The sequence below is a fragment of the Enterococcus sp. 4E1_DIV0656 genome (assembly GCF_002140695.1).
Classification (GTDB): domain Bacteria; phylum Bacillota; class Bacilli; order Lactobacillales; family Enterococcaceae; genus Enterococcus_D; species Enterococcus_D entomosocium.
Genome location: NZ_NGLF01000001.1, coordinates 2,019,037 through 2,040,106 on the forward strand (window position 1 = coordinate 2,019,037; position 21,070 = coordinate 2,040,106).

Genomic DNA, 21,070 nt, shown 5'->3' on the forward strand with positions numbered 1-21,070 from the left:
AGTTTTGCAAAAATGGTAAAAATACCTGAGACATTTATTTTAGGCGCTGCTTCGTCTGCTTGGCAGACAGAAGGCTGGCAGGGAAAGAGAGAAGGGCAAGATTCGTATCTCGACCGCTGGTACAAAGAAGAACGCTTTGTTTGGCATAATGGCTATGGGCCGGCTATTGCGACGAATTTTATGGAAAAGTTTTCGGAAGATGTTGAACTGATGCAGGAGGTTCATTTGACCCATTACCGAACATCGATCAACTGGGCGCGCTTCTTTACCGACCATGAACAGCTGATCGTTGACGAAGACTATGCTGCTCATATCGATCAGCTTATCGACCAATTGCTTGCGGCTGGCGTCGAACCGATGCTTTGTTTGGAACATTATGAACTGCCAGCTAGTTTGATGGATGCCTATGATGGCTGGAGCTCGCGGAAAGTGGTCGATCTATATACCCGTTATGCCGAAATCGCCTTCGAGCGTTACGGTGATCGAGTCAAACAGTGGTTTACCTTCAATGAGCCGATCGTTATTCAGACTCGTTGCTATCTCGATGCGATCCGCTGGCCCCATGAGCAAAACACAAAAAAATGGATGCTTTGGAACTATCACAAAGTATTGGCGTCCGCCCAAGCGGTGGCTGTCTATCATGAAAAGGGCTACGAGGGGCGCATCGGTTGTGTGCTAAATCCAGAAATGGTTTACGCACGCTCTTCCTCACCGGAGGATCAAAAAGCGCAAAAAATGTATGATCTCTTTTTCAACCGGATCTTTTTTGATCCAATGGTCAAAGGTCATTATCCAGAGGAACTTATCACACTTTGCCAAACCTATGACATCTACTTTGATCCGACAGAAGAAGATTTGGAAACGATCCGCACCCATACGGTGGATTTCTTAGGTGTCAATCAGTACTACCCGAAACGCGTGCGGGCACCACGATATCAATGGCATTCGGATACACCATTTCATCCAGAAATGTTTTATGAGACATTTGATTTGCCAGGAAAACAAATGAATAACTCCCGTGGCTGGGAAATCTATCCGAAGGTCATGTACGATATGGCTAATTATCTTAAAGAAAATTATGGCAATATTCCATGGCTGATCACTGAAAATGGTATGGGGCGGGAAAATGAAGAACAGTATATGGATGCCACAGGTCAAGTCCAAGATGATTATCGGATTCAGTTTATTACCGAACATCTTTACTGGCTGCTAAAAGCCGTCGAGGAAGGTGCCAACTGCGAAGGCTATATGCTTTGGGCATTTACCGATTGTGTTTCACCTATGAATGCATTTAAGAACCGCTATGGTCTCGTCCGAATTGAGTTAAATGAAGAACGGACCCGGTCATTAAAAAAATCAGCCGCTTGGTATCGTTCCCTTATTGATGAACGGTGGCTTCCATTTGAAGAAAAGCCATTGATTCTGTAATAAAAACCCACGATTATTTCCTAATCCTAAAGGAAATAATCGTGGATTTTCAGTTAAAAGGGTTGTTTATGAGGAGCAAGTTTCTCCCAGTCAAATATGACACCAATCCCTGGTTCTTCTGGTGCAATCGCACGGCCATCGGATGGATCGATCACTAATGGTCTCGTGGTGTATTGATCGATTGGAAAACTGTGCATTTCAAGATACCCAGCATTAGGCATCGCCGCCAGTAGACTGACGTGTAATTCCTGCATGCCATGTGTAGAAACAGATAAGTTACTTGTTTGTGTTAAGGCAGCAATTTTCAACCAGCCGGTGATCCCACCGCAATTGGAAGCGTCGGGTTGTGGAAAATCGACATTGCCATATTTGATCATATGAGCAAACTCAATAGGGGTGCGCAAGTTTTCCCCGCCTGCGACTGCAATTTGCCCTTCTTTAGCGATACGAGCGTAGCCTTCGTAATCTTCGGGGATTGTTGGTTCTTCAAGGAACAAAATGTCATAAGGCGCCATCAGTTTGGCGGCTTTGATCGCTTTTTCAACAGACCAGCTCATGTTGGCATCCACCATAAAGACAACATCGGGACCAATCAATTCTCTGACCGCTTTTATTCGAGCAATATCTTCGGCAAGTGTTTTTTGGCCCAATTTGATTTTGACCGCTTTTAATCCCATGTCTAAATATTTTTGATTATTGGCTAAGAGTTTTTCAAGAGAAAAGTTTAGATCGATCGCACCACCATAGCATTTGACTTTGTTACTTGCGCCGCCTAAAAGTTTGTAGAGGGGTTCTTGTGCTTTTTTCGCGCGTAAGTCCCATAAGGCAATATCACAAGCCGCAATGGCGAAACTCGCTAAACCGCCTCTGGCAACATAGTGAATGCCCCAGTTCATCTGATCCCACAAGGCCTCCACACATGCTGGATCTTTCCCTAAGAGGATTGCTTTTAGTTCTTTGTCGATCAGTTTGGCAATCGATTCGCCACCGAAGCCACCAGTATACGTATAGCCCACACCTTCACGTCCCTCATCAGTAACGATCTTGACGATAGGCACTTCAAAGTGGGTGTGTAAGCCGTGCTTCGCATCTTCCATGATTTCCGGAAGAGGTATCCGATAATACGCTGTTTGTACATCTGTAATTTTTGCCATTAAAAATCCTCCTCAAACTAATGTTCACGTGTGCATTTTAATGTTAACGTTTGCATAATCATGTTAGCATGGGAACGCGAGATTGACAAGACAAAAATCGCTCAAATTCAATACTTAGGAAACAAGAATGTCTCTTTTTAAGAGGTCATTCACTTAGGAGCGAAGCTAAAGGACCTCTTCAGAATATAAATAGAAATTGGAGAGATGTTATAAGAAATGAATTGAAAACCTTATAAATTGTCATAAAAAGGTATTTAATGTAATTTATAGACATATTTATTGAATAAAAATCATTTTTGTATTATGATTATCTTAACAACGAGCAATGAAGAGTACTGGGGCAGATGAAAGCTTGGGGAAGTCTTTTATTTGGGATACCTAGTACTCTTATCTTTCTTCAACGACAAGTGAAATACAAAAGAACGACTGAACTTCTTTGGTTCAGTCGTTCTTTTGTATTTCATAAAGCGAGCGAGAGTAACTTGTAGTAAGGAAGAAAAAAGACTTTTCTCATTCCGATATGGATAGCCATTGTCGTTTAGACTAGCAAAGCGATAGTTTATTAGATGTCTGTCTCTTATACACATCTAGATGTGTATAAGAGACAGGGCTTGAAATAAGCGAATATCATGCCAGCCGGTAAGCAAATCATTGTGTTATAAGTATATGCCGGACGATCAATTCGCATAAGAAAGTAAACTACCAATATAGTGAATAGAGTAGTAAGAATGATTCCTACAAAATAATTTTTTCTTGAAATTGTAAAAGCTAAACCAATCAATAGGCAAAATATGATCATTGAAGTAATATACCAGTTGCTATTACCTATAGAAACCCATGTTGTGAAAGATAGCAGTATGGTTTTTAAAGGAAAGTTTCTGTCGATAAACATATTTGTTATCAGATAAAATATGACTGCAACATCAAATTGAATCAAAAGCTTAAAAGCTTTTATTGGCATTTCTTTAATATAGTTTTGACTCTTTTTCTGAATAGAACTCATCATTCCAAATCCAGAGTAAAATAAAAAAGTAGTAACAACTGCTTGACCCAAAAATCGTCGTAGCAGAACATAAACTTCATTATGGGCACCGTCCAAGGATATATATTGTGCACCGTGAGAAAGAAATACCAAGAATACGAAAATACCGTTTATTGTAGTTGTTTGTTTTTTTGACATGTAGTCATCATTAAATTTATTTGGTTCGGCGAAATTAATTCCGGTGATAGACAAAGCTAAAAAGAAAAATAATATATAAGTCATAAGATAAGACTCCCGTTTCCAATTTTTTTAAATATGCTGAAAAATTAATTTTGTTTTATTTTGGGGAAATGAATTATTAGACTATCTAAATCAGATATACTGGAAATAGCTTTTACTTTTGTTAGAGATTCATTGATTGAAGCAATTTCATTTATATTAGTTTGCCAATAACTAGAATTATCAACTCCTTTAAATATATAGTCTGAATTACTTTTTTTGTATTTCAATGAATTGGTAGTTTCAGAATCACTAAATGGTTGAGCAGAGGTACGATCCCAAAAAATATCTTCTCTTTGAAGTATACTTGGATTACCGGCGTAAATAGAGTTACTTTGCACTCGAGATTTCACTACACTCCCCATTCCTAAAATAGATCCCGATCCTATAAAAGGACTTTTAATAATACTTACATTTTGACCAACCCAAACGTGATCCCCAATAATAATATCCCTGCTGATGTTTACTCTTTTGCATGATTCAATATCATATATTAAATGACCATCGGAATTTCTTATCCAACATTCTTGAGAAAACATACAATCTTTACCAATAACTATATTTTTGTTTTCAGATATTATAATTTTAATATTCATATTAATAGAGCAACCTTTGTCCATGAAGAAAAAGGAATCGTTATATATATCAATAGTCATATTAATCCGATTATTTTTCGTTTTTTTTATAAAAATAATTGAATTGTTTCCTTTAAAACTTATTCGTGCATTTATTATGTTTGCATCTTTTTCAACCACCAAAAAGTTGTTAGTACCCAAAAAAGATATGATGGAATTAGTTATCTGTATATTTCCTTGCTGAAAGATTATATGGTTGTTTTTCAATTTGTTTAAGTCGTCGGTAGAAGCGATTTTTTCCATAAAAGACCTCTTTTCTTTTTGATTAATTTTATCAGAAATGCGTATAGTGCATAGTATTTTTTTAGAAAAATAAACACTTTATTTCCTATTTTTGATTTCAAAAAAAAAGAAAAGTAAGAACGTTGATTTAACAACAATTCTTATCTTTTCTAAAAGCGTGTAGAACACAAAAATGGAGATGGCGGGAGTCGAACCCGCGTCCAAACATATTGCTACCTAAAAATCTACGCTCATAGTCAACTCATTTGTAGATTCGCTTTACAGCTTGCCGAGTGACAGGCAGTCTGTATCGCTAGTCTGATGATCTCTTTTTTATCTTACAGACGGAAAGATAAAACGTATCCCACTTAGAATAGGACCCTTACTCGAGCACATGGGCGATGCCGAGAGGATCTACGCTAACTGTTTTTAGGCAGCTAAAGCGTAAGAGTTTTCGTTTTTAGCAGTTATATTTAACTGTAACGTTTTAACGTAGACGTAACCTACGAAGCGCAATTCAGGCTCAACTATGCCTGTCGAATCCGTAACATCCCCTTGATAAAAGGGGTATCGCTACCATTCACTAGTATACCATATTTTCGTGCGTGTGCAAAGAATCAGATTAAGTCAAAATGTTTCAGGGCGTGTACGATCCCGCCTTCGGTATTTTTCAAGGTCACGAAGTCTGCCAGCTCTTTTAACTCTTGAATCCCATTTCCCATTGCAATCTTGTGGTCACAAGCTTCTAAAAGGGCGAAATCGTTGCTGCCATCACCAAAGCCAAAGGTAGGTACATCTTCTAGACCCAATAATTCTACCAAGGTTTTTACGCCAGTCCCTTTAGAAGTCCCGGATTTTACGACATCGATTGAAAAGGGCGTATTACGATAAAAAGTTAGTTCGGGAAAACGCTCATGATAATAAGCATCGTTGCCGACACCTAAAACTAACAACATATTGGTCCGATCAGTTTCATAATGCAGAGGATCGATTTCTGGTAGAGGGCTACGGACGTAGTTATATGCACCAACCATTTCCTCGGTGTGACCAGTCGCCCAATAGCCTTTCTCATTGTAATAACACAGCTCATCGCCATTGTCTTTGACGGCTTGGTACATCCTTGCGCAAAGCTCAGGCTCAAGGGTATCGGAAAAAACTTCTTTGCCATCAATGCGGATAAAAGCACCGTTCATGACGATGTTCGAGGTAATACCAGCTGCTTCACGAATAGCGGTAACTTCAGGTTCGGTTCTGCCTGTTGCAATGATCGGCAGTACTTGGTTTTTTCGCAACCTCGCCATCGCCTCAGCAATTTCCGAAGTGATTTGCGAGTGTTCATCTAAAAGTGTACCGTCAAGATCAAAAAAAGTTAATGCTTTATAGGTCATGTATCTTACTCCTAAGGTTTATAGTCATAGTCCACTCACAATCTTATCAAAGATTGAAAAAAAGGCAAACCTTTATGAATAATCGGTGAAGTTGTTGGTAGAAGAAAGAAATTCGAGTATACTATAGGAAGAATGGAGTGAAACGATGATTTTTTTAGTAATTGGCAGCATTTTTTTCTTGATTGGTCTCACTTTTTTTCTTTTTCCATCAAAAAAAATGAACCTTATTTATGGCTACCGTTCCTATCTAGCAAAACAAAATGAACGCAATTGGCGACAGGCCCAAAAACTATCTGCCCGATTCTTTCTGCTTTTTGGCGGAATCATGGCGCTCATTGGGTTTGTCTTGAAATGGCAAGAATGGACCAATTTTTTTCTAGTTGAAATGATCGTGATCCCTTGGTTCATCGTGCCGATCTTTGGCCTGATCGAAGAAAATCTGCAACGATTTGATAAAGAACATAGAGGTGAAGAAAATGAATATATTAATGATTGAAGACAATGAATCTGTTTCTGAAATGATGCAAATGTTTTTCTTGAATGAAGGATGGGAAGCAGTATTTAAATACGATGGCAAAGAAGGACTAGAGGCCTTTGCTGCTGAACCAGACAAGTGGGATATGATCACCCTTGACTTGAATCTTCCTTCCATGGACGGCATGATGGTGGCGCGCGAAATTCGTAAAATCTCTAGTACAGTTCCTATTATTATGTTGACGGCCCGTGATTCAGAAAGCGACCAAGTCATCGGGTTAGAGATGGGGGCGGACGACTATGTGACGAAACCCTTTAGTCCATTGACCTTGATTGCACGGATCAAGGCATTACACCGCCGCAGTGAATTGGTTGAAAAAACAACACCTGAAGCTTCCGATGCCACCTTTGATATCGTCACCGATCATTTCAAAATGAACACAAAAACAAGGGAAGCCTATTTAAATGGCAAACCCATCGATGGGTTGACGCCGAAAGAATTTGATTTGCTTTATACGTTAGCGAAAAAACCGCGACAAGTGTTTTCGAGAGAACAGCTGTTAGAACTGGTTTGGGATTACCAATACTTTGGCGATGAACGGACCGTTGATGCACACATCAAAAAACTAAGACAAAAAATTGAAAAAGTGGGGCCACAGATCATTCAAACCGTCTGGGGCGTTGGGTACAAATTTGATGATGCGGGTGCTGCTTAATGCGCTACCTGTATCAACAGCTGATTGCATTTTTCGTGGTGATCTTCGTGATCTTGATGACGATTGGTATTGCGTTTACTCAAATGACACGCCAAACGTTACAAGAACGGAATTATGAGCAGTTAATGGGGTATGCTTCGTCGGTCGCGACGATTTCGCAAATCAGTGATTCAGAATATTTACAGCAAAATATGACCCGGGATGGCTATCTACAGTATTCCTTGCGTTTGGCTGAGAATATTTTGAGCAACCAAGATATCTCCTTTGCTTTCTTTAAAAGTCCTGATGACATTATTTATCCACTAGATACCGCTCATGCTGTTGATTTTCCGATCTCTGAAAAAGACTGGCAATCCTTAGAAAATGGGGCGCGTCTACAACTGACTTCCGCCACAAATTTATACGGGGAAAAAGAACTGACTTCCTATGTGTTGATACCTTTTTCTGTCAATCGCACGGATTTTTACGGTGTAATGGTGGTTTCGCAATCGGCAAGCAGTATTTTGAATCTTGTCAGTGCTTTTAATCAAAACTTGTTTAAAGTTTGTTTGATCTCGATCGTTGTCTCATTATTGATCAGTTACCTTTTCGCTACGTTCCAAGTAAGACGGATCAATCGAATGAAACGAGCAACCAAAGAAATTACTAATGGCAATTTTGATATTTTCTTGCCGGTGCATAATCGGGATGAATTTGATGAATTAGCCGAAGATTTTAATTTAATGACGAAATCCTTAAAAGAATCCCAAGAAGAAATTGAACGGCAAGAAGAACGTCGTCGGCAATTTATGGCGGATGCTTCTCATGAGATGCGTACCCCGTTGACGACCATCAATGGCTTATTGGAGGGCTTAGAGTACAACGCAATTCCTGAGAATCAAAAAGACAATGCGATCCGCTTGATGAAAAATGAAACCAATCGCTTGATTCGATTAGTCAACGAAAACCTTGACTACGAAAAAATCAGGACCAATCAAATCTCGATGGTCATCAAAAAATTTGATGCGACGCAAACCATCAAAAATCTGTTGACGCAACTGGAGAGCAAGGCAGAAATTGCCAAAGATGTGCTGATTTTAGAAACAACCGAGCCAATCGATGTCTACGCGGATTATGATCGTTTCGTCCAGATCATGGTCAATATTTTACAAAATGCGATCCAGTTTACGGAAGATGGAGAAATTCGGGTCCGAATAGAAAAAGGCTATTTAGAAACGATTATCGAAATCAGTGATACGGGGATCGGTATGTCTGAAGAACAAGTCAAAAATATTTGGGATCGTTACTACAAAGTCGATCCGTCCCGTAAAAACCGTCAATTTGGCGAATCAGGTCTAGGCTTATCAATCGTTGAACAGCTCGTACGCCTGCACAAAGGAAAGATCAGTGTAGAAAGTGAACTTGGCAAAGGCACGACCTTTAAAATCTCTTTTCCAGATATCGACTTAAATGAAGAATAAGGAATCGACCGGCAGCAATTCGCTTAGCCGGTCGATTTTTTTGCGGTTCATTGGCAGCAGCCCAAACAAAAAGACTTGCTTTTGCAAGCAAGCCTTTTTGTATGAGGGCTATGTAAACTATAGATAAGTGGTATAGGGCGTATGGGCAAAGCATTCGTCTTCATGGATCAAATAGATGGCAACAGCAAATTGTTCGGCGATTTCTTGGCACAAAGGTAGCAGGATTTGGACCTCTTCTGTTGTTAACGTGCTCAAGACATTTTCGATTAAAAGGGTTTCTCTTTCTGAAAGTAACGCTAAGAGCAGCTGAATTTTGATCTCCTCAAAGGGGCCTAATTCTGTCCGCTCTTTTTTCAAAGCCGATAAGGGAAGCTGAACATAAGGCAGAACACCCTCTAAATCGCCCCCTTTTTTATTTGCAAGAGATACATTGTCCATGACGGATAAAAAGGGAACGGAAGGCCATTGAGCACGAATCAAGATGGCTTTTTTTTGTGAAAGCAGCAAACTTAATTCAGAAGTTTTTGTTTCATTGTCTTTCGAAACATAATAGAAACCAATTGGTTTCGTTAGCTGAGTTGGTTTTTCCATTGTTTTTTCCTCCAATACAGACTATGTCCGCTGGCAATCAAACCAGTAAAACTGGTAACAGCGGCAAGTAAGACGACAAGTGTGTGGCGTGTGCTTTCAAATAAAATAGCAAGCCAAGTGGTGCTGTTCAAATCGACATTTTGGACCAGAATTTGACTATTCTGCGGAATCGTAATGGCGAATTCTTGTCCAGGAAGACTTTGTACAGCCTCCCAAAAGTTATCAGAAGCACGCTCTCGATCAAGGGCAATGATATGCCCACTGAGTAATTCCCGCTGGAAATAAGGCTGGAAGAGTAGCAATAAGACAAAGGCGATCACAGCGGCTGCTAAGAGCGGCAAGAGCATTTCAATGATCTGCATCGCTACCCATTGTCTGGTGGTGGCGCCACTTGCTAACCAAGCTGTGTATTCCGAGCGTTTATATAATTGATAGTAAACTTGAAAGCCAATAAAGACCAGTGTAAAGGCACTAAAAATCAAATAGAACAGTTGATGATAGATTGTCGTGACTGGTTGGATCTCTTCGGCTACTTTCGTTTGCAGATCTTCTGTCGCCAAGAGATCTCTTGTTTGAGCGATCACTTGATCCATCGAATAGATCAAGGCAAACGTCACGATCAAGCCAATCACGGCAAAGAAGGATACAAGCGTATAAAGCACCATGGCTTTTTTATGATAAAAAATGCTGGCAATCGCAAAATGTATAGTTTTCATCTAAGTCACCTCATCCTAGTACATAGTATAAAAGGGGAGTTTGAATAAAGTATGAAGTTCTTGTAGTAAAATATCGAAGCTAAAAAAGTGGCAAGAAAGTTCGACTTTTTCCTATCAAATAGTGCAAAAAAATCCAGCAAGGCAGGTGCCTTACTGGATTGATTATTGGTTGTTCTTACTTTACTCGCCGCTATCTTGTTCCGTCATCTGCTGGTATTCTTGGAAGGTTTTTGTTTGATACAGATCGACGGTCGATTGATTGCCATTTTGAGAAAAGGCACTAGTTGAATCACTGCCTAGATTCTTTTCAATGTCCATCATTTGCTGAAGGGCGTCTTTGTAGTTATAGGTCGAAGGATCAACTTCTTCTAGACCGCTTTTCGCGTAGAATCGTAAAAGGTCACCATTATTGATCTGATCAGAAACCGAAAGCTGCTTGTCGACTTTGGCTTTCCATTCATCGACTTTGGCTTGCAATTCATCGGATGGATCGTTGATCGGCATGCCGGTACGATTGTCATACAATGTACTGCTGTAGTAGGTGTAGTCTGGTGTCACAAAGTCGCCATCGCGGAAAGCAACCAGTTGTTCGTTTTGATCAGAGAATAAATCTTGTCCTAATTGGATATAGTTTGATGTATCCACACCCAGTAAGTGCAATAGGGTTGGCAAGGCATCGACTTGGCCACCATACGTATGATTGATGCCGCCGTTTGATTGTCCTGGAATATGAATCATATAAGGGACACGTTGCAATGAAGCATTGTCAAAGTTTGTCCAAGTCGAACTTGTTTTTCCAAGCAATTCTGCTAAGTTGCGGTTCCGAGAATTGGAAATTCCGTAATGGTCACCATATAAAACGATGACTGAGTTTTCGTATAAGCCACTTTCTTTCAAGTAATTGAAGAACTCTTCCACGGCTTTATCCAAATAATTCGCGGTTGCGAAATAGCCATTGATCGTTTGATCAGAAGTGTTCGCTAGCGGGAAGCCGCCTTCCTCATTGGTAAATTCAGAATATGGGTAGTGGTTAGAAACCGCAATGAATTTTGAATAGAACGGTTGTTGCAGACGTTCTAAGTATTGTACGGATTGTTCAAAGAACGGTTTGTCATGTAGACCGTATTGGAATGAATTTTCATCATTGACATCATAATAAGATGCGTCGAAGAAATAATCATAGCCAAACCGTTTGTAGGTTTCATTTCGGTTCCAGAAGGTACCGGTATTTCCGTGGAAAACAGCACTGGTATAGCCTTGCGTTTGACCTAAAATATCTGGAGCTGCCTCAAAGGTATTTTTCCCACCCAGTTGAGTGAATAACGCTCCTTGATTCAATCCAAACAGGGAATTTTCGAATAATGTTTCGGCATCACTGGTCTTCCCAGCTTTTACTTGGTGGAAGAAATTATCAAAACTAAAGGTACTATCGCTATGGTATAAACTATTGATAAACGGCATGACTTCATGTTCCACGCCATCTTCATCTTTCAATTTATAATCGATCAAGAATTGCTGAACACTTTCTAAGTGAATATAAATGACATTCTTGCCTTTTGCGATACCGAACAGATCATCATTTGGTTCTGCGTAATGTTCTTTAACATAGCTCTCTACTTCGTTCATGTCGTTGGGACTCGCTTCGGCACGTACTTGCGAAGCTTGATAAGTTTGTACCCCATCATAAACCGTAAAGGCGTTGATCCCAAGATATTTGACTAAATAGTCACGAGAAAACGTTCGAGTAAGCAATTCAGGACGATCCGCCTCTGCTAAGAAAAGGTTGGCAGAAAAGACCATGACAGCCAATGTTGAAATGGCGAAAGCCATCCGTGCCCGTACAGGACGAGTGTCCATTTTGATTTTCTTCATTGAAAAGGCTGCAATTAACACGATAAAGTCAATAAAATACAACACATCGTAGGGACGGAACAAGCGAATCGCGCTTTCTCCTAGACCACTTGCCACTTTTCCTACACCGAGCATTGTGTTGATGGTAATAAAGTCAGTGAATTCTCGATAGTACGAAACGTTGGAGAACAAGAGCAGGGTCATCAGGAAATAAATCACAAGCATGGTGATATAAGCTGCTTTGGTTCTTCTTACGTACAATGCGATCGACAGCAGCAATAAGGTCGTTGCGATCGGATTGATGAATAAGATGAAGTACTGAATGCTGCTTTCAATACCTAGGTGGAAATCCACCATATAGGCAAAGATATTTTTTAGCCAAAATAATAGGGCTAATAGGAAAAAAAAGCCCATTCTTGTATTCACAAAGGTGGATACTTTATTTTTTTTCAAAGGAATCGTCCTCTCTTTTTCCAGTATAACCGGTAAATTACGATTTTACATCACAATACATTCTACTAGGCTGTGAAAGACGTGTCAAATGAATTCCTTGTCATGACGCGGAATTAAGTATTTCTTTACTTTCAAGGATACAGACAATACAGTCGCTTTTTGCTATACTAAAAAGGAGAATGAATGGAGCAGATGAACATGAAAATAAAACTAACGAAGCAAGGATCAGCGAAGCTTCGCAAAAAGAATCCGTTGATCCAACGAGAAGATCTTCAACAAGCAATCGAGACGAAGGAGTGGGTCACCTTTATTGATCAGGCCAACCATTTCTTAGGTGTCGGCTATCTTGGGGAACAAAATAAAGGGATCGGATGGGTCGTATCCTTTGAAGAAACAGTGATCGACCAAGCATTCTTTGCGCAACGCTTTGCGAAAGCAAAAGGCAAGCGTAGTGCGTATTATCAAGATGAACTGACAGATGCATTTCGTCTTTTTAACGGTGAGGGGGATCAATTGGGAGGTCTCACCGTAGATTTGTATGGCGAGTATGTCGTTTTTTCTTGGTACAATGCCACCCTTTATCAACATAAAGAAACGATCGTAGCCGCTTTTCGTCAAATCTTTCCCGAAATCAAAGGGGCTTATGAAAAAATTCGCTTTGCGTCTGAACTGCCTGAATCAGCATGGGTCTATGGGGAAACGGCGCCTGAACCCTTACTTTTGAAAGAAAATGGTGTCACGTATGCGACATATTTGAACGAAGGACTAATGACGGGCATCTTTTTGGATCAAAAAGAAGTGCGTGGGCAACTTGTTGATGGCTTGGCAGCTGGCAAGACGGTTTTAAATATGTTCAGTTATACGGGGGCGTTTTCTGTCGCTGCTGCTGTCGGTGGCGCTGCTCAAACAACGAGCGTCGATTTGGCAAAACGCAGTCTAGAAAAGACCCGCGAACAATTTGCAGTCAACGGCATTGATCCAGATACCCAGCGTATCCATGTCATGGATGTTTTCAATTACTTCAATTATGCCAGCAAAAAAGACTTGCGCTTTGATGTGATCGTTTTAGATCCGCCGAGTTTTGCCCGCAACAAGAAAAAGGTCTTCTCGGTTGCGAAAAATTATGGCGACTTAGTCACTGATAGTTTGGCGATTTTAGCGCCTGATGGCTTGTTGATCGCCTCAACGAATGCGGCCAATCTTTCACCGAGGAAGTTTCAAGAAATGATCGAAGCATCCTTAGAGAAAGCACACGTTGCTTATGAATGTATTCAAAGTTATCGTCTACCAGCTGATTTTGCGGTAGATAAGCATTTTTCCGAAGGGAACTATCTGAAAGTATTCTTTTATCAAATGAAAAAGGAGTGAAGGAGATGAGCCGATCAAAACCAGTAACGTTAGACGGGAAAACACCGTTGATTTGTGTGCCATTGATTGGGAAAACCAATGAAGAGATCTTGAAACAAGCCATTGCTGCTGAGGAATCAGAGGCACAGATCGTCGAATGGCGTGTTGATCATTACAAACATGTCGAAGACCAGCAAGCGGTCTTAGATGCGTTATCACATATTCGCACGACATTAAAGCACAAAGAGCTGCTCTTCACTTTTCGAACCTTGGAAGAAGGGGGCGAGCGGGCGTTCACATTGACCCAGTACAAAGAATTGTGTTTAGCTGCTGCTGATTCAGGCTTGATCGATTGGATCGATGTCGAATTAGAGAAAGCTGAATTTTTAGGTCGAGCCTTTATTCAAGAAATCAAAAAGGCACAGGTAAAGCTGATATTGAGCAATCATGATTTTGAGAAAACGCCAGAAGATGCTGTGTTGATTTTAAAGATCGGCGTAATGAATCAATTTGGTGCCGATGTTGGCAAGTTAGCGATGATGCCCAAGCAAGTCCAAGATGTTTTACGTTTGATGGGGATCATTACTAAAGCGCGTGGCTTCAACCAACTGCCGTTGGCGATCATGTCGATGGGGGAGCTGGGGAAAATCAGCCGGATTAGTGGGGCATTGACTGGTTCGGTCTTTACTTTTGCTTCGTTGCAAGGTGCTTCAGCACCTGGACAAATACCGATCGAACGAATGACCAACTACTTACAAGAATTTTCACTCAATGAGTAAGACCAGCCAAGGCCTTCTCTTAAAAGAAACCAAAACAAAAGAGGGATAAAATGGCGAAGAAGAAACAAAAAACCAATGCGATCCGTCAAGTAGAACAACAGAAAATCGCTTATAACGAATACACCTATGAGTGGTCGGAAGACCATCTCGATGCGCAATCCGTCGCTGTGCAACTAGCACGCCCGCAAGCCATCTACAAAACGCTGGTGGCACTGGGCAACAAAACAGGTCCGCTAGTGGCTGTGATTCCTGGAAACAGAGAAGTGGATCTGAAAAAGTTAGCCAAAGTCAGTGGAAACAAAAAAGTAGAGATGCTGCATCTGAGAGATTTAGAAGAAACGACTGGCTATATTCGCGGCGGCTGTTCGCCGATCGGGATGAAAAAGCTCTTTCCTACTTATATTGATCGTGGGGCGCAGACACTGGAAGAAATCGTGGTTTCTGCAGGAAAGCGCGGGTTGCAGATGGGGCTTGCCCCACAAGCGTTGCAACAATTGACTAGGGCGATCTTTGCCGATTTGTTGGCACCTGAACACGAATAAAAAATCCCCGTGAACCATCTTGAAATGCCGTTCACGGGGATTATTTTGTACTATTTTATTCCATTACTTCAATATCGAAAACCTCAATATTTTCTAAACCACCATAAAAGTCAAACCATGGAGTGGCATATTGTTTTAGAATGGCGTTTAATTCTTCAACATTTTCTTTCCCTTGGGTGTCCAGCCATTCCAGTAATGCTTTGGCGCCTTGCTTCCCATAGATTTCCACACTATCGCGCCAAGTTGCTCGCCCACCTAAGATTCCTGAGAATTTAGCACCGTGTTGACCAGCAAAGGTCAATTCATCGCGAAAGACATTCGCTGGAACTCCCGCACTCAAATAGATAAATGGCCGAGTCGCGGCGTCACTGGCTTCTTTGAAGTAATTGGCTGCTTCTTCTTGCGTATAGACGGCCTCTAAGCCTTCTTTTTGGAAGCCTTCCACTAAGTCGAACTGAACCGGTACTTCGACTTTCAAAATATCGATATGGTAGTGATCTTTCGTCAATTCCTGAATGGTTCGGATGACCTTGCTCGGTTTGATCTTGGCAAAAGCAGGTGATTTGTCATCTGTGATCTCATCATCATAGACGATCGGTTCCACAAATAAGGGAATATCGGCCGCCTGTGCCTCCGTACCTAAACGCTCCAAAAACGCATGTTTGGTATCTAAAATCTCTTGGGGTTCATCTGGATTATAATAAACCAAGACTTTTGCAGCATCCGCACCTTTTTTCACCAAGCGCTGCAACGATTCATTGGGTAAAATCTCTGGCAAACGACCCGGCGTGTTGACATCATAGCCTGTTTTTTCATAGGAAAGGATCAAGCCAGCATTGGGATTCTTTGCTTCGATCCCTAAGAAGCCATATTCCTCATCTAACAGAATACTGCTGACATATTTGGTCAGTTCTTGGGAAACCAACTGTTTGAATTCATAAATGTGTTCCATCGTAAAGTCATCCGGTCCAGTTGCCGCCTTCATCATTTTTTTCATGGAACCACGTTGGTCGATCGCTAGTGCGGCAATCACACCGTCCTCATTTGAAAGTTTTTGCATTCGTTCAAATTTACCTCTTGAAATTCGTTTCATAAAAAAAACCTCCCTCGATCTTGCTATCTTTAGTCTACGCCTACTTTGAGAAAAACCCAACTAATAAGCAAAAAGGGGGGGAGAACCAGGTGTTCGCAGCTACAGGCCAGGATATTGCTGCGAACACCCGGGTCGTCGATCAATAATTGAAATAACTAGCTGTTTCTGCTGCGTTTTTTCCAGAAACATGACCCGTGCAAAACGCAGCGGTGATGTTGAAACCACCTGTATAACCATTGATATCCAGCAATTCACCGGCAAAATACAAGCCATTGATTTTCTTACTTTCCATGGTCTTAGGGTTGATTTCTTTCAGATGGACCCCGCCGCCCGTCACGAAGGACTTTTCTAATGGGAACGTGCGGACAATGGTGATTGAAAAGCCTTTGATCAAGGAAGCGAGCGCCGTCAACTGTTCCGGTGAGGCTTTTTCAGCAACCAGCTCATGCAAGTCTAGCTGCTGCAAAAAGAAGGTCATCAAGCGCTCAGGCAAAAAGCCAGCTAAAGCATTCGGCAATTGTTTCTTCGAAGCCGCAGACTGAATTAATTCTTGGGTCAAGGCTTCCTGGGCTTTCGTCGGCAGACAATCCAGAACAACCGTCACTGGTTGCTGCTTTTTCAATTCTTGGTTCACAAAAGAGGAACAGCGCAAAGCAGCTGGACCAGATAACCCAAAGTGGGTAAACAAAAGATCCATGGTATGGGCGACGATGGGCTTTCCTTTTTGATCCAAGACGCTCAAGGTGATGTCTTGTAAGGAAATGCCCTGCAAGGTCCGTTCTTGAATAAAAGATTCTTCTGAAACAAGCGGCGATTCGGTTGGATAAAGCGGCGTAATGGTATGCCCGACTTTTTTCGCCATCTTATAGCCGTCCCCCGTCGCGCCCGTGGAAGGATAGGTGCGGCCACCCGTCGTCAAAATCACGCTTGGGGCAGAGAACTCATCGGTTTCGGTTCGTACGCCGCGTATTTGGCTGCCATCATGGATCAGCTTGGTTACGACCGTATTCGTCAACAGGGTGACGTGATGATCGTTGATTGCTTGAAGCAGCGCTTCGACGATGGTTTTTGATTTGTTCGTCACAGGGAACATCCGTCCGTGGTCTTCTTCTTTTAAGACGACACCTAAGTCTGCGAAAAACGCCATTACATCATAGTTATTGAATTGGGAAAACGTACTATACAAAAACTTGCCGTTTCCTGGAATATGAGCAACTAAATCATCTACCGGCCGATTATTGGTTACATTGCAGCGTCCGCCGCCAGTCATCAATAGTTTCTTGCCGATTTTTTTGTTTTTTTCGATTAATAAGACCCTAGCACCTTGTTTGGCAGCGGTGATCGCAGCCATCATACCGCTCGTACCTGCACCAACAACGATGACATCATAGGTTTTTTCCATTCTTCTCACCTCTTTGGGATTGTAACACATCGCCTATGACTGCTGAAAGGAGAGGGCGATTTTTTTCGAATGATAAAAAATTCTGACAATTCTAAAAAAAAGCGTGCAATTTCAGAAAATTTCTTTAAAATAGAAAATATCTTAAAGGAGGTAATGCACTATGACCAAAGCTTCAGCTTACGTGAAAGAAATTCAAGCGAAGATTCACGAGAAAGACCAACACCAACCGGAATTTCTTCAAGCAATTGACGAATTTTTGCCTACGATCGTTCCCTTTTTAGAGGAGCATCCAGAATATATTGAATCAAATATCCTTGCACTCTTAACTGAACCAGAACGTTTTATCCAATTCAGAGTCCCGTGGCAAGACGATCAAGGCAACTGGCAAGTAAACCGTGGCTATCGGATTCAATTCAACTCTGCAATGGGGCCTTACAAAGGCGGTTTGCGTTTTCACCCAAGTGTAAACTTGAGTATTTTGAAGTTTTTGGCGTTTGAGCAAATCTTCAAAAACAGCTTGACGGGTCTGCCGATCGGCGGCGGCAAAGGCGGAAGTGACTTTGATCCAAAAGGCAAATCAGATGCCGAAGTGATGCGTTTTTGCCAAAGCTTTATGACGGAGCTGTCAAAACATATCGGACCTGACCTAGATGTTCCTGCTGGCGACATTGGTGTCGGAGGTCGGGAAATCGGCTATTTGTTTGGTGCCTACAAACGATTGAAACAATACGATGCCGGGATTTTAACCGGTAAGCCACTAGACTTCTGGGGCAGTAAAAACCGCACAGAAGCAACGGGTTATGGCGCTGTTTATTTCGTTAAGCATTTATTGACAGACTTAGGTGAAACATTTGAAGGCAAAAAAGCGATCGTTTCTGGAAGCGGCAATGTTGCGATCTATGCAATTGAGAAATTGCAAGAATTAGGTGCGATCCCTGTCACATGTTCTGATTCCTCTGGTTTTATTTATGACAAAGACGGCATTGATCTGGCCTTATTAAAAGAGATCAAAGAAGTGAAACGCGAACGGTTGACGGCTTACGCCAAGGAACGGCCAACAGCGGAATATCATGAAGGGGCAACTGTCTGGGATTTTGATACTCCAGCGGAATTAGCCTTTCCTTGTGCGACCCAAAACGAGATTGATCTCTCGCAAGCCAAACGTGCAAAAGCCAATGGCGTCCGGGTCGTTTCTGAAGGCGCGAATATGCCTAGCTCATTAGAAGCAGCAGAATATTTTATTGAAGAAGGAATTTTCTACTGCCCAGGAAAAGCAGCCAATGCCGGCGGCGTAGCCGTTTCTGCTTTAGAAATGAGTCAAAACTCCCAACGATTGCAATGGGAAAAAGCCGAAGTCGATGCCAAATTGGATGATATCATGAAGTCGATCTATGAAGCATGCCGTGATACAGCTGAAACCTTCGATCAAAAAAATAATTTTATGTTAGGTGCGAACGTAGCAGGCTTTGAAAAAGTTGCTAAAGCAATGTTTGCTCAAGGACTTGTCTAAAATCACCTGACAGGCTATCTATCAGGAATTACTTGAAAAAAGTTGGAAAAAAACGTAAAGTAGGTAGTGTATGAAAAACTATTTTTTCAAGGAGGACAAATCATGTCACACATCAAGTTTGACTATTCGAAAGTAGCACCATTCGTGAACGAATACGAATTGAGCTACATGCAAAGTCAAGTTACAGCAGCAGACAAACAATTACGCGAAGGAACAGGTGCTGGTAGCGACTTTTTAGGTTGGATCGACCTTCCTAAAAATTATGACAAAGATGAATTTGCGCGTATCAAAAAAGCGGCGGAAAAAATTCAATCTGATTCTGAAGTACTAGTCGTGATCGGGATCGGCGGATCTTATTTAGGAGCGAAAGCAGCGATTGATTTCTTAAATCATTCTTTCTTTAACTTGTTACCAAATGAAGAACGCAAAGCACCACAAATCTTTTTTGCCGGTAATTCGATTTCTTCAACTTACTTAGCAGATTTGATCGAAATCATTGGTGACCGTGACTTCTCTGTGAATGTGATCTCAAAATCAGGAACAACTACTGAGCCAGCGATCGCTTTCCGTGTTTTCAAAGAACGTTTGATTGAAAAATACGGCAAAGAAGAAGCCAACAAACGGATCTACGCAACAACGGATAAAGCGAAAGGTGCAGTAAAAGTTGAAGCAGATGCCGAAAACTGGGAAACCTTTGTGATTCCAGATGACGTCGGCGGCCGTTTCTCTGTATTGACTGCTGTTGGTTTATTACCAATCGCTGCCAGCGGAGCAGATATCGATGCCTTGATGCAAGGGGCAGCAGATGCTAGCGATGCTTACGCAAGTGACGACCTTGAAAAAAATGAAGCGTATCAATATGCAGCAATGCGTAACATCCTTTATCGCAAAGGCAAAGTAACCGAATTGCTGATCAACTACGAACCAGGCATGCAATACTTCTCAGAATGGTGGAAACAATTATTCGGTGAGTCTGAAGGAAAAGACCAAAAAGGGATCTATCCTTCAAGTGCAAACTTCTCAACAGATTTGCATTCTCTTGGTCAATACATCCAAGAAGGCCGTCGCAATATCTTTGAAACTGTCGTAAAAGTTGAAAAACCACGCAAATCAATTGCGATCCCTACACAAGAAGCAGATCTTGATGGTCTTGGCTACTTAGAAGGAAAAGAAGTTGATTTTGTTAATACGAAAGCTTTTGAAGGAACGTTACTTGCCCATACAGATGGGGATGTACCTAATCTGTTAGTAAAAATTCCTACAATGGATGCGTACACGTTAGGTTACACGATGTACTTCTTTGAGATCGCTGTAGGTATCTCTGGTTACTTAAACGGTGTGAACCCATTTGACCAACCAGGGGTTGAAGCGTACAAGAAAAACATGTTCGCCTTACTTGGCAAACCAGGTTTCGAAGATCTTGCAAAAGAATTGAACGAACGCCTATAATTCGACAAAGAAACGCCTTGTGCCAGTTCTGATTGGCTCAAGGCGTTGTTTTATTTTCGCGTTTGTTGTGTTACTAGATAGTTGATCCAAAAAATCAGCGGTCTTCTTTTAATCCCCAAAGCAACGCAGCAGACAATAGTCCAAAGATACAGGTTTGAATAATTGGCATTTGACTCATCTCCTTTTGATTTTCTTTAGTATAAAATGCTTTTTAAGAAGTGGCACGAACAAACCAGTGCGTTTGAACGAACGAAACTGTCATTTCTTGGTGACAAATGCGTGATAAATTGAAATAAAACGTTTTCAATTTGATGCTTTTTTGTTATTATATCTTTATGAAAGAAAACGGTTGAGGTGAGGATATGGAGAATATTACGATCGGTGAAAAATATGTCTGCCGACCTGTCGGGGCGAGCAAGCCTGTGATTGGTGTGGTGGAAAAACTATACGTACATACGGCGTTGATCGTCGTTTCAAGTTATGAAGAAGAAGATCAAGCACAAGTAGAAGCTTGTAATCGTCGGATGATCGTCAGTTTCAATAAAATTTGTACGCAAACGAACGTTGCCTAACCAACTAGCAAAAAATGCTGCTCAACG

At 41.3% G+C, this 21,070-nt stretch carries 19 protein-coding genes and 1 other RNA gene; 10 read left to right on the plus strand and 10 right to left on the minus strand.

The window, feature by feature from the left end:
• Positions 1-12: 12 nt before the first annotated feature.
• Positions 13-1,428 carry a glycoside hydrolase family 1 protein gene (locus A5882_RS09475; RefSeq protein ID WP_086372691.1) on the plus strand — a complete coding sequence of 472 codons (1,416 nt, stop codon included), beginning with the start codon at positions 13-15 and terminating at the stop codon, positions 1,426-1,428.
• Between the two features lie 53 nt (positions 1,429-1,481).
• Here the strand turns inward: A5882_RS09475 and A5882_RS09480 are convergent, their stop codons facing one another.
• From A5882_RS09480 to A5882_RS09500, 5 genes are all read right to left on the minus strand, one after another.
• Complete coding sequence (locus tag A5882_RS09480) at positions 1,482-2,582, minus strand: mandelate racemase/muconate lactonizing enzyme family protein (protein WP_005237206.1); 1,101 nt, start codon at positions 2,580-2,582, stop codon at positions 1,482-1,484.
• 577 nt (positions 2,583-3,159) lie between these two features.
• Positions 3,160-3,846, minus strand: coding sequence for a hypothetical protein (locus A5882_RS09485; protein ID WP_254908478.1), 687 nt, complete (start codon positions 3,844-3,846; stop codon positions 3,160-3,162).
• A 44-nt stretch (positions 3,847-3,890) separates the two neighbouring features.
• On the minus strand, positions 3,891-4,721 hold the full coding sequence (locus A5882_RS09490; RefSeq protein ID WP_086372692.1) for a hypothetical protein: 831 nt from the start codon (positions 4,719-4,721) through the stop codon (positions 3,891-3,893).
• Between the two features lie 170 nt (positions 4,722-4,891).
• Positions 4,892-5,255, minus strand: a transfer-messenger RNA (tmRNA) gene (gene ssrA, locus A5882_RS09495).
• A 62-nt stretch (positions 5,256-5,317) separates the two neighbouring features.
• Positions 5,318-6,088: a Cof-type HAD-IIB family hydrolase gene (locus A5882_RS09500; RefSeq protein ID WP_016619858.1), complete on the minus strand. Its 771-nt coding sequence runs from the start codon at positions 6,086-6,088 to the stop codon at positions 5,318-5,320.
• A 145-nt stretch (positions 6,089-6,233) separates the two neighbouring features.
• Here A5882_RS09500 and A5882_RS09505 point away from each other — a divergent pair, with 145 nt between their 5' ends.
• Genes A5882_RS09505 through A5882_RS09515 form a run of 3 tightly spaced genes read left to right on the plus strand, consistent with a single transcriptional unit; the run spans position 6,234 to position 8,738 of the window.
• A complete protein-coding gene (locus tag A5882_RS09505; RefSeq protein WP_005237201.1) occupies positions 6,234-6,584 on the plus strand; it encodes an SdpI family protein in 351 nt (116 codons plus the stop codon).
• The gene (locus A5882_RS09510) at positions 6,565-7,278 is read left to right on the plus strand and encodes a response regulator transcription factor (protein WP_005237200.1); all 714 of its coding nucleotides are present in this window, start codon (positions 6,565-6,567) and stop codon (positions 7,276-7,278) included. Before A5882_RS09505 ends, A5882_RS09510 begins: the two co-directional genes overlap by 20 nt.
• Complete coding sequence (locus A5882_RS09515; protein WP_005237199.1) at positions 7,278-8,738, plus strand: sensor histidine kinase; 1,461 nt, start codon at positions 7,278-7,280, stop codon at positions 8,736-8,738. The genes A5882_RS09510 and A5882_RS09515 overlap by 1 nt, the downstream gene beginning before the upstream one ends.
• Before the next feature lie 117 nt (positions 8,739-8,855).
• Here the strand turns inward: A5882_RS09515 and A5882_RS09520 are convergent, their stop codons facing one another.
• The 3 genes from A5882_RS09520 to A5882_RS09530 form a co-directional block, all read right to left on the minus strand.
• Positions 8,856-9,329, minus strand: coding sequence for a hypothetical protein (locus tag A5882_RS09520; protein ID WP_005237198.1), 474 nt, complete (start codon positions 9,327-9,329; stop codon positions 8,856-8,858).
• On the minus strand, positions 9,308-10,045 hold the full coding sequence (locus tag A5882_RS09525) for a hypothetical protein (protein ID WP_005237197.1): 738 nt from the start codon (positions 10,043-10,045) through the stop codon (positions 9,308-9,310). Before A5882_RS09525 ends, A5882_RS09520 begins: the two co-directional genes overlap by 22 nt.
• Positions 10,046-10,225: 180 nt before the next feature.
• Positions 10,226-12,310: an LTA synthase family protein gene (locus A5882_RS09530; protein WP_016613914.1), complete on the minus strand. Its 2,085-nt coding sequence runs from the start codon at positions 12,308-12,310 to the stop codon at positions 10,226-10,228.
• A gap of 237 nt (positions 12,311-12,547) precedes the next feature.
• Between A5882_RS09530 and A5882_RS09535 the strand changes: the two genes are divergently transcribed.
• Genes A5882_RS09535 through ybaK form a run of 3 tightly spaced genes read left to right on the plus strand, consistent with a single transcriptional unit; the run spans position 12,548 to position 15,017 of the window.
• A complete protein-coding gene (locus A5882_RS09535; protein WP_303393759.1) occupies positions 12,548-13,717 on the plus strand; it encodes a class I SAM-dependent rRNA methyltransferase in 1,170 nt (389 codons plus the stop codon).
• A 5-nt stretch (positions 13,718-13,722) separates the two neighbouring features.
• Positions 13,723-14,475, plus strand: coding sequence for a type I 3-dehydroquinate dehydratase (aroD, locus tag A5882_RS09540; protein ID WP_008377653.1), 753 nt, complete (start codon positions 13,723-13,725; stop codon positions 14,473-14,475).
• A gap of 50 nt (positions 14,476-14,525) precedes the next feature.
• On the plus strand, positions 14,526-15,017 hold the full coding sequence (gene ybaK, locus A5882_RS09545) for a Cys-tRNA(Pro) deacylase (RefSeq protein ID WP_008377655.1): 492 nt from the start codon (positions 14,526-14,528) through the stop codon (positions 15,015-15,017).
• 55 nt (positions 15,018-15,072) lie between these two features.
• On the opposite strand, the gene A5882_RS09550 is transcribed toward ybaK, so the two are convergent.
• Together A5882_RS09550 and A5882_RS09555 are read right to left on the minus strand one after the other, a co-directional pair.
• Positions 15,073-16,110: a tagatose 1,6-diphosphate aldolase gene (locus A5882_RS09550; protein ID WP_005237193.1), complete on the minus strand. Its 1,038-nt coding sequence runs from the start codon at positions 16,108-16,110 to the stop codon at positions 15,073-15,075.
• A 139-nt stretch (positions 16,111-16,249) separates the two neighbouring features.
• Positions 16,250-17,512, minus strand: a complete 1,263-nt coding sequence (locus tag A5882_RS09555; protein WP_016613916.1) for an NAD(P)/FAD-dependent oxidoreductase — start codon at positions 17,510-17,512, stop codon at positions 16,250-16,252.
• A gap of 160 nt (positions 17,513-17,672) precedes the next feature.
• On the opposite strand from A5882_RS09555, the gene gdhA reads away from it, so the two are divergent.
• The 3 genes from gdhA (at position 17,673) to A5882_RS09570 (ending at position 21,043) form a co-directional block, all read left to right on the plus strand.
• Positions 17,673-19,022, plus strand: a complete 1,350-nt coding sequence (gdhA, locus tag A5882_RS09560; RefSeq protein WP_086299270.1) for an NADP-specific glutamate dehydrogenase — start codon at positions 17,673-17,675, stop codon at positions 19,020-19,022.
• A 102-nt stretch (positions 19,023-19,124) separates the two neighbouring features.
• The gene (locus A5882_RS09565) at positions 19,125-20,471 is read left to right on the plus strand and encodes a glucose-6-phosphate isomerase (RefSeq protein WP_005229134.1); all 1,347 of its coding nucleotides are present in this window, start codon (positions 19,125-19,127) and stop codon (positions 20,469-20,471) included.
• A gap of 362 nt (positions 20,472-20,833) precedes the next feature.
• Positions 20,834-21,043 carry a hypothetical protein gene (locus tag A5882_RS09570; protein ID WP_016619871.1) on the plus strand — a complete coding sequence of 70 codons (210 nt, stop codon included), beginning with the start codon at positions 20,834-20,836 and terminating at the stop codon, positions 21,041-21,043.
• Positions 21,044-21,070 lie beyond the last annotated feature (27 nt).